The organism is Phenylobacterium conjunctum, assembly GCF_042679085.1.
GTDB classification, from domain to species: domain Bacteria; phylum Pseudomonadota; class Alphaproteobacteria; order Caulobacterales; family Caulobacteraceae; genus Phenylobacterium; species Phenylobacterium conjunctum.
Genome location: NZ_JBHTLQ010000032.1, coordinates 1 through 12979 on the forward strand (window position 1 = coordinate 1; position 12979 = coordinate 12979).

Consider the following 12979-nt stretch of genomic DNA (forward strand, 5'->3'; position numbering starts at 1 on the left):
GCCCCCGACCCCGCCCTCGGCCACGTCGCCGACATCCTGCGCATGCTGCGCGGCGCGGCCCCCGCGCCGGCCGAGGCCCAGGCGGTGGACGCCTATCTGATGACGGTCTGCGACCATGGCCTCAACGCCTCGACCTTCGCCGCCCGCGTGGTGGCCTCGACCCGGGCCGGCCTGACCTCGGCGGTGCTGGCCGGGATCAGCGCCCTCAAGGGCCCGCTGCATGGCGGCGCCCCGGGGCCGGTCATCGACATGCTGGACGGGATCGGCGCGCCCGAAAACGCCCGGGCCTGGATCGAGGCGGCCCTGGCCCGCGGCGACCGGCTGATGGGCTTTGGCCACAGGGTCTACAAGGTGCGCGACCCCCGCGCCGACGCCCTGAAGGGCGCGATCCGGCGTATGGGCGCGGCCGGCGCCGCCAAGCGCGGACGGCTGGAATTCGCCGAAGCCGTGGAGAAGGCGGCCCTGGACATCCTCAAGGCCCACAAGCCCGACCGGCCCCTGGACACCAATGTGGAGTTCTACACCGCGCTCTTGCTGGAGGCTCTGGCCTTCCCCCCCAGCGCCTTCACCTGTGTCTTCGCCATGGGCCGCACCGCCGGCTGGCTGGCCCACGCCCGCGAGCAGCTGGCCGGCGGCCGCCTGATCCGCCCGGCCTCGGTCTATGTGGGGCCGACGCCCAAGGCTGCGGCTTAAAGCGCAAGGCTTGCGAGTCGTTCGCGCTACATCGGCCCGGCGGGCGCGGCTATCTAGTCGCCATGCACGCGCCCGCTGGCCTTTCCCCGCACGAGACCGCCGCCCTCACCCGGCGGATCACCCTGATGTCCGTCGCCACGGCCGGGACCTTAGTGGTCCTGAAGGTGGTGGCCTGGATCGCCTCGGGCTCAGTGGCCCTCTTGGCCTCGGCGGCGGACTCAGGCCTCGACCTCGTAGCCTCGCTGGTGACCTTCTTCGCGGTCCGCTACGCCGCAGAGCCGCCGGACGCCGAGCACCGGTTCGGCCACGGCAAGGCCGAGGCCTTCGCCAGCCTGGTCCAGGCCGGCCTGGTCTTCGCCTCCGCCGCCCTGATCGGCCAGGAGGCCATCCGCCACCTCTATGAACCCCATGCGCTCAGCCAGGGCGGATGGGCCATCGGGGTTATGGTGATCTCGACCGTCATGACCTTCGGCCTGATCAGCGCCCAGACCCAGGTGCTGAAGAAGACCAGCTCCGTGGCCGTCTCCGGCGACCGGGCCCACTACGCCACCGACCTGGCCTCAAACATGATCGCCCTCGTGGGCATCGGCGCCTCGGCCCTGCTGGGCGTCAACGGCCTCGACGCCATCGCCGCCCTGGCGGTCACCGCCCTCTTGCTGTGGGGCGCGATCAGCGTGTTCCGCGAGGCCGCCAACCAGCTGATGGATCGCGAGCTGCCGGAAGCGGACCGCGAGCGGATCATCGAGCTCCTGACCGAAGATCCGCGCCTGACCGACGTCCACCAGCTGCGCACGCGCGCCTCAGGGCCCTACGTCCACATCCAGATGCACGTCGACCTCGACCCGTCCCTGACCCTCGAGGCCGCGCATGCGGTGATGGTCGAGGCCGAGAAGCGGGTCCTGGCCCACTTCCCGTCGGCCGACATCCTGATGCACCCGGACCCGCGGGGCCGCGCCGAGCCCCACGGCGGCGCCTTCGCCGAAGCGCACGGCTAGCTGACGAGAACCACCAGCAGCACCGGCAGGACGCTGCCCGCGGCCAGCAGGCCAAGGGCGAGCTTGCGGCCGCGCGGGATCAACAGGCTGATCCACACCCCGGCGATGGACGATCCGGCCAGGCCGAGGCCGGAGAGGAACAGGATCGCCTTCAGGACGCCCATGGCCGGCGGCTCCTTACGCTCCGGCTCGGCCGCCTTGGGCTTTTCCGGGGCCTTCTGGGCGCTGGCGGCGGGCGCGGGGCGCTTGGGCTTTTCGGCGTAGCGCTGGTGGATGTGCACCTGGGCCAGCTTCTCGACGACCGCGGGCGGCGTGTAGGTCCCGCCCCGCGCCTCATGCAGGTGCAGCACCTGGATCGCCCCGGTCAGGCCGTAGAACAGCAGCAGCGGCGCGAAGAAGACGCTGACATAGAGGTGGATTTTCCGCAGCAGGCGGTTGAGTTGGGCGGGGTTCATGGGGGACTCCAAATCAGGCCTTCGCGCAGGGTGCTGCCCCGCCATAGCCCAGCTGGCATTGATCCACCTCAGAATCCCGGCGCCGACCCGCGGTTTCCCGGATCCGCGCCTGAGGGCGAGGCGCCCCTGGAGCCCGCCCGCGCAACGGTGCTAAGCCCGCCTGCGACGCCGCCGCAGGAGATCCGCCATGGAAGGCCCCACCTCGCACTTCTATTTCTCGCAGCGCCTGCGCCTGCACTATGTCGACTGGGGCAATGAGGGCGCGCCGCCCCTGCTGCTGGTTCACGGCGGCCGCGACCACTGCCGCAACTGGGACTGGGTCGCCGCTCACTATCGCGACCGCTATCACGTCATCGCCCCGGACCTGCGCGGCCACGGCGATTCCGGCTGGGCCATGGGCGGCGGCTATGACACGGCGGCCTATCTCTATGACCTGGCCCAGATCATCCATCAGAAGAAGCTCAGCCCCGTCACCATCATCTCCCACTCCCTGGGAGCCGGGATCGCCCTGAACTATTGCGGCGCCTTCCCCGAGACGGTGGCCAAGATCATCGCCATCGAGGGCCTGGGCCCCTCGCCCAAGATGCTGGCCGAAATCGCCGCGCGGCCCGTCGAAGGCCGCATCCGCGATTGGGTGAAGGAGCGCCGGGAGAACTCGGGCCGCAGCCCGCGCCGCTATGCGACCCTGGACGACGCCACCGCCCGCATGGCCGAAGAGAACCCCCACCTGTCCCCCGAACAGGCCCGTCACCTCACCGTCTATGGCGCGCACCAGAACGAGGACGGCACCTGGTCCTGGAAGTTCGACCCCTACGTCCGCTTCGGCGGCGGCATCGGCGGCCTGTCGCACACCGACCAGCACCATCTGTGGCGACAGATCACCGCCCCCGTCCTGCTGATGCGCGGCCTGGAGTCCTGGGCCTCCGATCCGGTCGCCGACGGCCGCATCGAGAACTTCAAGAACGCGCGGCTGGTCAATTTCGAGGGCGCCGGCCACTGGGTGCACCACGACAAGCTTCAACAGTTCCTGGCCGAGGCGGACGCGTTTCTGGCGGAATGAGGGGCTGCGCGCGATAAGCCGCACCCCTGAACGCCCTGATTCTGCTCTAAGTAAACGCGAACTTAAGGGGTCTGGGGTTTCCTCAAACTCCCCCCGTGACTGCCGTGTTCATGAGCGAAACTCGAATCCTTTTCCACTTCCCGCTGGACCCCGCCTCGCGCCAGGTGCGCCTGGCCCTGGGCGAGAAGCGGCTGGCCTTCACGGAACAGCCCGTCCGCTACTGGGAGCGTCCGGCCGAGCTGGTTAACCTGAACGCGTCCGGCCTGACCCCGGTCATGCGCGACGGCGACCTGGTGCTGTGCGAGAGCCGGGCGATCCTGGACTATCTGGAAGAGACCTTCCCCGAGCCCGCCCTCCTGGGCCGCGCGCCGTCGGAACGGGCCGAGGCGCGCCGCCTGCTGCAATGGTTCGACCGCAAGTTCGACTACGAGGTCGGCGGCTATCTGCTGCACGAGAAGATGGAAAAGCGCCTGCTGGGCCTGGGCGCGCCGGACCTGGCCAGCCTGCGCCAGGGCCGCGAGGCGCTGCGCGCCCACATGATCTATATCGAGGGCCTGGTCAGCCAGCGCGACTGGCTGGCGGGCAGCCGCATGTCGCTGGCCGACTTCGCCGCCGCCGCCCACCTGTCGGTGATCGACTATTTCGGCGACGTGCCCTGGAACGACTTTCCGGGGGTCAAGACCTGGTACATGAAGCTGAAGTCCCGCCCGGCCTTCCGCCCGATCCTGGCCGACCGCTGGCCGGGCCTCGCGCCGGCGGCCCACTATGACGACCTCGACTTCTGAGCTGATCCGCGCCCGGGCCGCCGAACTCGGCTTCGACGCCTGCCGCTTCGCCGAGGTGGAGAGCCCCTGGCCGGCGGGCGCCCGACTGGCCGCGTTCGTCGAGACCGGCCGCCACGGCGAGATGGCCTGGATGGCGGACACCCTGGAACGCCGGTCCCACCCCCGCGCCATGTGGCCGGGCGCGCGTTCGGCGATCCTCTTAGGCGTCAACTACGGCCCCGAGCGCGATCCGCTCGAAGCCCTGAAGAACCCCACCCGCGCCGCCATCTCGGCCTACGCCCAGGGCGACGACTACCACGACCTGATCAAGGGCCGGCTGAAACAGCTGGGCTCCTTCATCGCCGGCCGGCTGGGCGGTGAGCTGAAGGTCTTGGTCGACACCGCCCCCCTGATGGAAAAGCCGCTGGCCCAGCGCGCCGGCCTCGGCTGGCAGGGCAAGCACACCAACCTGGTCAGCCGCGAGTTTGGCTCCTGGCTGTTCCTGGGCGCCATTCTGACCGAACTTGTCCTGCCCCCCGACGAGCCGGGCCAGGACCACTGCGGCCAATGCCGGGCCTGCCTGGACATCTGCCCGACAAGCGCCTTCCCCGCGCCCTACCAGCTCGATGCGCGGCGCTGCATTTCCTACCTGACCATCGAGCTGAAGGGGCCGATCCCGGCGGAGCTCCGGCCCCACCTGGGCAACCGCATCTATGGGTGCGACGACTGCCTGGCGGTCTGTCCCTGGAACAAGTTCGCCCAGACCGCCCGCGAACAGCGGCTACAGGCCCGCGACGCCCTGGTCTCGCCGAGCCTCGCCGAGTTGGCCAATCTGGACGACGCCGCCTTCCGCGCCCTCTTCACCAAGAGCCCGGTCAAGCGCATCGGCCGCGACCGGTTCGCGCGCAACGTCCTCTACGCCATCGGCAATTCGGGGGACCCGAGCCTCGCCGAAGCGGCCAAACCGCACCTCACCGACCCCAACCCAATAGTCCGCGGCGCCGCCGTCTGGGCCCTGTCGCGGTTGCTGGATGGGGAGGCTTTTGGGGCGTTGAGAGCAGCGACGGACGAGGAAGACCCCGCCGTTCTCGCAGAGTGGAACACCCCCTAGATGTCATACCGGAAAGCGCGCAGCGCTTGTCCGGGACCCATACGCGCGGGGTCTGCAGGCAGTCTATGGGTTCCGGTCTTCGGCTACGCCGAAACCGGGATGACACTGCAGCCCCGTCACGCGCTCTGCCACCCCGGCGTCCCTTCGGAGGCCTGGGCGCGCTTGGCGGCCTGGAAGCCTGCGCGGGCCTGCAGCCGGTCCCAGTAGGCGGCGATGTGCGGGCCGAACCGCTCCGACAGGCCCAGCGTCTCCGCCAACAGCAGGGCGTAGCCCACCGAGATATCCGCGCCCGTGAACCGGCCGGCGCAGTACCAGCCGCCTTCGGGGACGATCTCATTGAGGATCTTCAGGCGCGAGGCGAACCAGCGGCCATAGTCCTCGGCCACCTGCGGGTTGCGCCGCTCCTTGGGCTCCAGCCGGGTGTAGCGAAGCACCAGGGTCTGGGGGAAGGTGAGCGTCGCCTCGCCGAAGTGCAGGCCGTTCAGCCAGGCGCCATAGGCCGGATCGCCCGGCTCCACCGACAGCACGCTCGGCCCCTCGCGGGTCGCCAGGTACTGCACGATGGCCGCGGACTCAGTCATCCGCGTGGTCCCATCCACCAGGAGCGGAATGGTCCCCAGCGGGTTCTCGGCCAGATACTCGGGCTGCCGGACCCTGGGCGGGAACGGCAGCAGCTTCAGCTCATAGGGAAGGCCCAGCTCCTCCAGCGCCCACAGGGCGCGGAAGGAGCGGGCGTCGGCGCAATGCCAGAGGGTCAGCATGGGCTAGTCGGCGTAGACCGCCGCGCGCTTCTGCATGTTGGACATCACCGCCTCGACCTGGTTGGGCGAGGAGATCAGCGCCGTCTGCTCGACGCTCTCGGCCTCCAACAGGGCGTGCTGCGTGGCGTGGGCCTGCAGCTCGAACAGGCGCTTGGCGGCACGGATGGCGGTCGGGCTCTTGCCGGCGATCTCGTTGGCCAGCTTCAGGGCCTCGGCCAGCGGATCGGCCGTGACCTTGGTCGCCACGCCGACGCGGCCGGCTTCCTCGCCGTCGAAGATGCGGCCGGTATAGGTCAGCTCGCGGGCGATATCGTCGCGGATCATGCCCTTCATCAGCACCATGCCGGCCATGTCGGGCACCAGGCCCCACTTGATCTCCATGACCGCCATCTTGGTGTCAGGGGCCACGATGCGGATGTCCGGGGCGATGGCCAGCTGGAAGCCGCCGCCGAAGGCCACGCCGTGGATGGCGCCGATCACCGGCACCGGCTGTTCGCGCCACACCATCACCGCGTGCTGGGCGTGGTTGGAGCCGCCCGCCGTGCGGTTCGGGGTCACCAGGGAGCCGCCGGCCGAGCTTTCGCCCGCCTTGCGCTCGCCCGAGGCCATCTTTCCGAAGTTGCTCATGTCCAGGCCAGCGCAGAAGGCGCGGCCTTCGCCGGACAGGACGATGGCGCGCAGGCCCGCGGTGGTCTTCAGCTTCTCGCCGGTCTCCACCAGGGCGGCGAACATCGCCGGATCCAGGGCGTTCATCTTGTCGCTGCGGACCAGACGGACGTCGGCCACGCCGTTGGTGATCTCAACCTTGATGCGCTCTTCCATGAGGGTCTCCTTGAATGTCTAGGCCTGCGGGACGGCGATGAAGCCGACGCGCGGGAAATGCAGGTTCAGCCGCCCGAGATCGGGCGTGTCGCGGGAAATGATCAGGCGGTCGGGGCGCGCGGCCACCACCGTCCCGGTGATGGGATCCTTGCCGTAGTCGTCGGCCATGACCACCACCGCCTGGCCGACCGTCAAGGGATCGGCGGGATCGTGGGCGGGCGCGGTCGCGGGCTCGGCGGCCTTGGCGACGGCCAGGGCCTCAGGCCCGGTCATCTCGGTCCGGGTCCCGTGACCCAGGGCCCGCATGCGCTCACGCCAGCCGCCCAGGCGCTCCAGGCCGGCGGTGAGCTCGGCGTAGGTCTTGGGCAGGGCGCCGCCCAGCCACCAGATGTTCATATAGGCCGAGACGTCCGACAGGCCGGGCGCCTCCCCGGCCAGGAAGGGCTGGCCCGCCAGGCCCTGGTCGATCCAGGCGGCCATGGAGCGCCACTGGACCTTCATGATCGGCGCGGCCTTGGCCATGCCGTCGACATCGAACGGCCGGCCGGAAAGCTTCTCGCGGTCGGCGATGAAGTCCTTGGGCGTCAGGTGGCCCATCTCGCCGAAGATCACCGGCACGGTGGCGCCGAAGAACAGCCGGTCGGCCCAGATGTTGGCGCCCCAGGCGGGCCCCGAGACCGTCGCCGGCGTGGGTGCACGGGCCTCGATCTCGGCCAGGATCACCTGGCTGTCGCAATAGATGTCGGCCCCGATCTGCATCACCGGCGCCTTGCGGTAGCCGCCGGTCAGGGGCGTCAGGTCCGGCTTGGGCATCATGTTCGGCGTCTGCACCGAGCGCCAGGCCAGGCCCTTCAGACCAAACATCACCCGCACCTTCTCGGAAAAGGGCGAGGGGTCATAGTGGTGCAGAATGAAGTCGCTCACGGTCGTCCTCCCGACCGGCTCTTCCAGGCCGGCGGCGCAAGCTGTCACGGATTTCGCGGCGAGCCTACTGTGACCCCGCGTCAGACTGCGCAGGTTTTGCAGGCGGCTGGGACACGAAGGCCACAGGCGAAGGCTCGCCCAGCGTATCCAGGATGGGCGCTTCCTCGTAAGCCGCCCGCACCCGGCCGTCACGGGCGTCCAGGGCTTTTCGGATCTCGGCGTGGCGCGCGGCGTCCAGCTTCCAGCCCATGACGCAGACCCCGCCCAGCATGACGAAGAAGATCGGCCCCAGGATGTAGGCCAGCTCCAGGGAGCGGATGGCCTCCGGCGTATTGTGCGCGCCTTCCTTGGCGATGTAGCCGAGATAGCCGAGCAGCGGGAAGGTCAGGCCGATGGAGAAGGCCGAGGCGATCTTGGCCGCCAGGGTGTTCAGCGCATAGATCAGCGACAGCTGCTCCTTGCCCTGCTCCAGCCGCACCTCGTCGGCCACATCGGCCAGCATGGCGCGGATCATCAGATCGAAGCCCGCGGCCATGAAGCCGCACCAGAACATCAGCGGCAGGACCGCCGGCACGCTGCCCTTGGGCGCGGCCATCAACAGGCACAGGCCCAGCGAATAGGCCGTGGTGGTGACCATCAGGGTCCGGTGCTTGCCGAACCTCTGGGCGATGCGGGCGGTAAGCGGCGCCCCCGCCACCCCGGCGATCACATAGACCAGCAGCAGCACCGAGGCGACGCCGGGGGTGAAGCCACGGCTGTCAGTGAAGAAGAAGACGTAGAGCGCGCTCATCCAGCCGGGGCCGAGCGTCAGGCACATCTGGGCCAGGAACAGCCGCAGCAAGTCGGGCTTCACCAGCAGGGACAGATAGTCCCGGGCCTTGAACTCCACCCCGTCATGGTCGGGATTGACGTGTTCCGGGGTGCGGCTGAGGGCGATCAACGCCGTCACCGGCGTCAGCCAGAAGATGAACCAGCCCATGTCGCGCACGGCCTGAGCTTCGCTGCGCCCGAACTTGTCGGCCAGGATCGGGAACAGCAGCACCACCACCGCGCCCGTCACCCCCAGCATGGCCACCACGCCGAACACCCGGCTGCGTTCGTGGTACTCGGTAGACAGGGTCGCGCCCCAGGCAGAGTGGCCCAGCGCCAGGATGGAATTGCCCAGGTAATAGATCAGCAGCCAGCCGATCAGGTACAGCTCGCTGACCTGGCCCTTGGCCTCAAACAGGGCCCAGACTGAGATCATCAGGATCGGCGCGCCGATCGCCATCCAGGGCCGGTAGCGGCCGAAGCGGGTGCGGGTGCGGTCCATGACCAGGCCGAGCGCCGGGTCCACCCCGATGTCCAGCAGCCGCACCACCGCCCAGGCGCCGCCCACGGCGGCGAGGCTGACCCCCAGGTGGCTGGCGAAGAAGGGCGGCAGATAGACCGAGACCGCCACGGCCAGCGCGCCCAGCGGCAGGTTGGCCAGCGAGAACGCCAGAATGGTCGAAAACTTCAGCCGGCTCTGCGCCGACACGGCCTCACTCACGCGTCCAACTCCCCCGGCGAGCCGGCGCCCGCATCTGTTCTCTAAGTGGAGTTGAAAGCCAGCGCGGGCGTACGCGCAAGTTAAGATGACGCAAGAACCCTTCCCGCTCAGGACTATTCGTCCTGACCGGACAAGAAGGGTTCTCAACAGAGTGATGACGACCCTTTTTATCCCGATTGGGCTCGCCCAATCGGGAAAGGGTCTAGGTTCAGATTTAGCGGTAGCGGATCAGGGCTTCCTGCGCCGCCGAGGCCACCAGCACGCCGTCACGGGTATAGATGGCCCCGCGATTGAAGCCGCGTCCGCCAGAAGCCGAGGGGCTGTCCTGCACATAGAGGTGCCACTGATGGAAGTCGGTGGCCTTGTGGAACCACAGGCTGTGATCAAGGCTGGCGACCTGCAGCCGCCCGTCGCTCCAGACCACTGCGTGCGGCCGAAGCGAGCAGTCCAGCAGGGTCATGTCGGTGCCATAGGCCAGGGCGCATTGGTTCAGCACCACGTCGTCGCCGAGGGGCGCGCGGGCCCGGAACCAGCACATGTCCAGCGGCGGCAGCACCTTGGGCGTGTCGTGGGGCTGGGGATCGCAGGGGCGCACCTCCACCGGCCAGACCCGGCGTTCGGCCGGATCGCGGCCCGCCGCCACCCACAGGTCTTCCTCGTTCTTCAGGCTGTCGGGGTCCGGGGCGGCCGGCATGTCCGACTGGTGCTCGAAGCCCTCTTCCGGGGTCTGGAACGAGGCGGCCAGGTTGAAGATCTGCTTGCCGTGCTGGATGGCGATCACCCGCCGCACGGCGAAGGACCCGCCGTCCCGCACCCGCTCGACCTTGAACAGGATCGGGATCTTCGGATCGCCCGGCCGGATGAAATAGGAATGCAGGGAGTGGCAGACGCTGCCCTCGACCGTGCGATAGGCCGCCGACAGGGCCTGGGCCACCACCTGGCCGCCATAGATCCGGCCGCGATCCTTATCGAGGGTGTGGCCCCGGTACATGTCGAGCTCGATCTGCTCGAGCTCCAGGATACGGACCAACTCGTCCTCGGCCGGCATGCGGAAGGCCATGGTCAGAACTCCGCCCGCGGCATGTCGGCCAGGCGCGGCAAGAGCTTGTCCTTGTCCGAGGTGATCGCGCCGGTCAGGTCCATGCCCCAGTCGATGGCCAGGTCCGGATCGTTCCAGGCCACCCCGCCCTCGCATTGCGGCGCATAGAGGCCATCGACCTTGTAGGCCAGCATGGTGTTGTCCTCGAGGGTGCAATAGCCATGGGCGAAGCCGCGCGGGATCAGCAGCTGCTCGCCGCCTTCCGCCGTCAGCTTCGCGCCCACCCACTTGCCGAAGGTCGGCGAGCCGGGGCGCACATCCACCGCCACGTCGAAGATCGCCCCGGACAGCACCCGCATCAGCTTGGCCTGGGGGTGCGGCGCGGTCTGGAAGTGCAGCCCGCGCACCGTGCCGGCCTTGGCGTTGAAGGCCTGGTTGTCCTGCACGAAATCCAGGTTGAGCCCCGCGGCCTCGAAGGCGCGGCGGCTCCAGGTTTCGGAAAACCAGCCCCGCGCATCGCCATGGCGCTTGGGCGTGATAAGCAGGACGTCGGGCAGGTCGAGCGGCGTGAGGGTCGTCATGGTCTTCCTGAGCGTGAGACGTGTTCGCCATGAACGAGGCCAAGGCCGAAGACAAGACCGCAGCGCCGGCCGTCACCGTCGCCGTGGTGGCCTATCGCAGCGGCGCCACCCTGGCCGCCTGCGTCGAACGCCTTGCCCAGCAGAGCTTTTCCGACTTTGAACTGGTGCTGGTGGACAACGCCTCGCCGGAGCGTGAGGCCCAGCCTGTCGCCTCCGCCTGGCCCTTCGCCCGGCTGATCGAGAACGCCGACAACCTGGGATTCGCCGCGGCGATGAATCAGGCCGCCCGCGCCGGGCGGGGCCGCTGGCTGGCCCTGTTGAACCCCGACGCCTTCCCGCAAGCCGACTGGTTGGAGCGCCTTGTGGACGCCGCTGAGCGCCACACCACGATCAAGGCCTTCGCCAGCCGCCAGCTGATGGACGAGGATCCCACCATTCTGGATGGCCTGGGCGATGTGATGGGCGGTCCCTGCATCCCCTATCGCGGCGGCTACCGTCGGCGCGATCCCGGCGACACCCCGGAAGGCCTGGTGTTCTCGGCCTGTGGGGGGGCGATGCTGATCGACCGAGCGCTGTTCCTGGCCCAGGGCGGGTTTGACGAGCGCTTCTTCTGCTATTGCGAGGACGTCGACCTGGGCTATCGGCTGCAGCTGGCCGGCGAGTCGACCCTCCTGGTTCCGGCCGCCGTGGTGCGCCATGTGGGCTCGGCCTCGTCGGGCGGACCCCGGTCGGACTTCGCGGTGTTCCATGGCGTGCGCAACCGCTTCTGGGTGCTGGTCAAGGACACCCCCTGGCCCCTGCTGCCCCTGGTCCTGCCCCTGCACGTCCTGGCCCAGACGGTGATCTCGATCATCCAGCCGGAGAACCGCCGCCAGATCGGCCTGACCCTGAAGGCCTATGGCGCGGCGCTGAAGGGGCTGGGGCCGATCCTGAAATCCCGCCGCCAGGTTCAGGCTGACCGTAAGGTGTCGACCTGGCGCATCGCGCGGGCCATGACCTGGAACCCGCTGGACCTCGCCGGGCGGCGGGCGGTCATTCGCCCGATCGCGCCCAGTCCACCAGACGCGCCATGAAGGCCGCGCCGCGCTCCATCTGGGTGACCTCGACAAACTCGTCGGGCTGGTGGGCCTGGTCGATAGAGCCGGGGCCGCAGATGACGGTGGAGAAGCCCGCCCCCTGGAACTGACCCGCCTCGGTGGCGAAGGCCACCACCCGGGCCGGGCCGTTGTCGCCGGTCAGCCGGCGGGCGAAGACCTCGGCGGGGCCGTCATCCTCGGGCGCCAGGGCCGGGGTGTTGGAGCGCCGCTCGATCACCACGCCGGCCTCCGCGAACCGCGCCTTCAAGTCTGCGTCCATCGTCCGGGCGCTGGCGTAGAAGTCCGCCAGGATGGCGTCGGGGTCCTGGCCCGCCTGACAGCGCAGGTCGAACAGGAACCAGCATTCCCGCGCCAGGATATTGCCCGCCGTGCCGCCCTGGACCATGCCGATGGTCAGGGTGGCGTGCTTGGGGGTGAAGGGACTGGCCGGATCGGCCTCGCGCTCCAGCCGCTCGGCCAGGGCGTTGAGCTCGCCCATCAGCTTCACCGCCGCCATCACCGCCGAGGCGCCCAGCTGGGTCTGGCTGGAATGGGCCTCGTGGCCGGTCACGGTGACCTTGAAGGTCGAGATACCCTTGTGGCCGCGCACCGCCTCCATGTTGGTCGGCTCGCCCACCACCACCAGGGCCGGCTTGGGTAGCTCATTGGCGATCACCTTGATCATGTCGGGCGCGCCCAGGCAGCCCACCTCCTCGTCATAGGAGAAGGCCAGGTGGACCGGCGCCTTCAGCTCCGCCGTCGCCAGGTCCGGGATGGCGGCCAGGGCCAGGGCCAGGAACCCCTTCATGTCGCAGGTCCCGCGACCATAGAGCCGCCCGTCCCTCAAGGTGACCTTGAACGGGTCCGAGCTCCAGGGCTGGCCGTCCACCGGCACCACATCGGTATGGCCCGACAGCACCACCCCGCCCGGGATCTCCGGTCCAACGGTGGCCAGCAGGTTCGACTTGGTCCCGTCGACGTTGGGGACGCGGCGGTGCGGCACCCCATGGCGGTCCAGATAGGCCTCCACCCATTCCACCAGGGCCAGGTTCGACAGCCGCGAGGTGGTGTCGAACCCCACCAGGGTTTCCAGGAGGTCGAGGGCGCGGGGCGCAAGGCTCTGGGCGGTGGACATGCCCCTAACCTAGGCGCGCCCGCCGCAACCGG

14 protein-coding genes are annotated in these 12979 nt (G+C 69.3%); 6 read left to right on the forward strand and 8 right to left on the reverse strand.

Annotated elements, in window-relative coordinates; translation table 11 throughout:
• Both ACFQ27_RS13780 and ACFQ27_RS13785 read left to right on the forward strand, forming a co-directional pair.
• Positions 1-693: citrate synthase (locus tag ACFQ27_RS13780; RefSeq protein ID WP_377353990.1), on the forward strand; the 693-nt coding region annotated here is incomplete at its 5' end.
• 62 nt (positions 694-755) lie between these two features.
• A complete protein-coding gene (locus tag ACFQ27_RS13785) occupies positions 756-1688 on the forward strand; it encodes a cation diffusion facilitator family transporter (protein ID WP_374343637.1) in 933 nt (310 codons plus the stop codon).
• Here the strand turns inward: ACFQ27_RS13785 and ACFQ27_RS13790 are convergent.
• Positions 1685-2143, reverse strand: a complete 459-nt coding sequence (locus ACFQ27_RS13790) for a hypothetical protein (RefSeq protein ID WP_374343639.1) — start codon at positions 2141-2143, stop codon at positions 1685-1687. The genes ACFQ27_RS13785 and ACFQ27_RS13790 overlap by 4 nt on opposite strands.
• Before the next feature lie 187 nt (positions 2144-2330).
• Between ACFQ27_RS13790 and ACFQ27_RS13795 the strand changes: the two genes are divergently transcribed.
• The 3 genes from ACFQ27_RS13795 (at position 2331) to queG (ending at position 5078) form a co-directional block, all read left to right on the forward strand.
• Entirely contained in the window at positions 2331-3203 is an 873-nt protein-coding gene (locus ACFQ27_RS13795; RefSeq protein WP_377353991.1) for an alpha/beta fold hydrolase, read from the forward strand.
• 110 nt (positions 3204-3313) lie between these two features.
• Entirely contained in the window at positions 3314-3988 is a 675-nt protein-coding gene (gene fzlA / locus ACFQ27_RS13800) for an FtsZ-binding protein FzlA (protein WP_377353992.1), read from the forward strand.
• Positions 3969-5078 (forward strand): tRNA epoxyqueuosine(34) reductase QueG, encoded by a 1110-nt coding sequence (gene queG, locus ACFQ27_RS13805; protein ID WP_377353993.1) that lies wholly within the window; start codon positions 3969-3971, stop codon positions 5076-5078. The genes fzlA and queG overlap by 20 nt, the downstream gene beginning before the upstream one ends.
• A gap of 116 nt (positions 5079-5194) precedes the next feature.
• Here queG and ACFQ27_RS13810 read toward each other — a convergent pair whose 3' ends face one another.
• The 6 genes from ACFQ27_RS13810 to rfbC form a co-directional block, all read right to left on the reverse strand.
• Positions 5195-5839 (reverse strand): glutathione S-transferase family protein, encoded by a 645-nt coding sequence (locus ACFQ27_RS13810; protein WP_374343648.1) that lies wholly within the window; start codon positions 5837-5839, stop codon positions 5195-5197.
• Between the two features lie 3 nt (positions 5840-5842).
• Positions 5843-6661, reverse strand: a complete 819-nt coding sequence (locus ACFQ27_RS13815) for a crotonase/enoyl-CoA hydratase family protein (protein ID WP_377353994.1) — start codon at positions 6659-6661, stop codon at positions 5843-5845.
• Between the two features lie 18 nt (positions 6662-6679).
• The gene (locus tag ACFQ27_RS13820; RefSeq protein ID WP_377353995.1) at positions 6680-7585 is read right to left on the reverse strand and encodes a glutathione S-transferase family protein; all 906 of its coding nucleotides are present in this window, start codon (positions 7583-7585) and stop codon (positions 6680-6682) included.
• Between the two features lie 64 nt (positions 7586-7649).
• Positions 7650-9116 carry an MFS transporter gene (locus ACFQ27_RS13825; protein ID WP_374343654.1) on the reverse strand — a complete coding sequence of 489 codons (1467 nt, stop codon included), beginning with the start codon at positions 9114-9116 and terminating at the stop codon, positions 7650-7652.
• Positions 9117-9330: 214 nt separating this feature from the next.
• On the reverse strand, positions 9331-10176 hold the full coding sequence (locus ACFQ27_RS13830; protein WP_377353996.1) for an acyl-CoA thioesterase: 846 nt from the start codon (positions 10174-10176) through the stop codon (positions 9331-9333).
• Between the two features lie 2 nt (positions 10177-10178).
• Positions 10179-10736, reverse strand: coding sequence for a dTDP-4-dehydrorhamnose 3,5-epimerase (gene rfbC, locus ACFQ27_RS13835; RefSeq protein ID WP_374343658.1), 558 nt, complete (start codon positions 10734-10736; stop codon positions 10179-10181).
• Positions 10737-10765: 29 nt separating this feature from the next.
• On the opposite strand from rfbC, the gene ACFQ27_RS13840 reads away from it, so the two are divergent.
• Positions 10766-11809 carry a glycosyltransferase family 2 protein gene (locus tag ACFQ27_RS13840; RefSeq protein WP_377353998.1) on the forward strand — a complete coding sequence of 348 codons (1044 nt, stop codon included), beginning with the start codon at positions 10766-10768 and terminating at the stop codon, positions 11807-11809.
• Here ACFQ27_RS13840 and argE read toward each other — a convergent pair.
• Positions 11769-12947 carry an acetylornithine deacetylase gene (gene argE, locus ACFQ27_RS13845; RefSeq protein ID WP_377353999.1) on the reverse strand — a complete coding sequence of 393 codons (1179 nt, stop codon included), beginning with the start codon at positions 12945-12947 and terminating at the stop codon, positions 11769-11771. The two genes, ACFQ27_RS13840 and argE, sit on opposite strands and share 41 nt — an antisense overlap.
• Positions 12948-12979: the final 32 nt, after the last annotated feature.

What these genes read in the sequence shown, in the direction of transcription:
- ACFQ27_RS13785 (WP_374343637.1), top strand. Translation starts at nt 756, where the DNA reads ATGCACGCGCCCGCTGGCCTTTCCCCGCACGAGACCGCCGCCCTCACC.
- ACFQ27_RS13790 (WP_374343639.1), bottom strand. Translation starts at nt 2,143, where the DNA reads ATGAACCCCGCCCAACTCAACCGCCTGCTGCGGAAAATCCACCTCTAT.
- ACFQ27_RS13795 (WP_377353991.1), top strand. Translation starts at nt 2,331, where the DNA reads ATGGAAGGCCCCACCTCGCACTTCTATTTCTCGCAGCGCCTGCGCCTG.
- fzlA (WP_377353992.1), top strand. Translation starts at nt 3,314, where the DNA reads ATGAGCGAAACTCGAATCCTTTTCCACTTCCCGCTGGACCCCGCCTCG.
- queG (WP_377353993.1), top strand. Translation starts at nt 3,969, where the DNA reads ATGACGACCTCGACTTCTGAGCTGATCCGCGCCCGGGCCGCCGAACTC.
- ACFQ27_RS13810 (WP_374343648.1), bottom strand. Translation starts at nt 5,839, where the DNA reads ATGCTGACCCTCTGGCATTGCGCCGACGCCCGCTCCTTCCGCGCCCTG.
- ACFQ27_RS13815 (WP_377353994.1), bottom strand. Translation starts at nt 6,661, where the DNA reads ATGGAAGAGCGCATCAAGGTTGAGATCACCAACGGCGTGGCCGACGTC.
- ACFQ27_RS13830 (WP_377353996.1), bottom strand. Translation starts at nt 10,176, where the DNA reads ATGGCCTTCCGCATGCCGGCCGAGGACGAGTTGGTCCGTATCCTGGAG.
- rfbC (WP_374343658.1), bottom strand. Translation starts at nt 10,736, where the DNA reads ATGACGACCCTCACGCCGCTCGACCTGCCCGACGTCCTGCTTATCACG.
- ACFQ27_RS13840 (WP_377353998.1), top strand. Translation starts at nt 10,766, where the DNA reads ATGAACGAGGCCAAGGCCGAAGACAAGACCGCAGCGCCGGCCGTCACC.
- argE (WP_377353999.1), bottom strand. Translation starts at nt 12,947, where the DNA reads ATGTCCACCGCCCAGAGCCTTGCGCCCCGCGCCCTCGACCTCCTGGAA.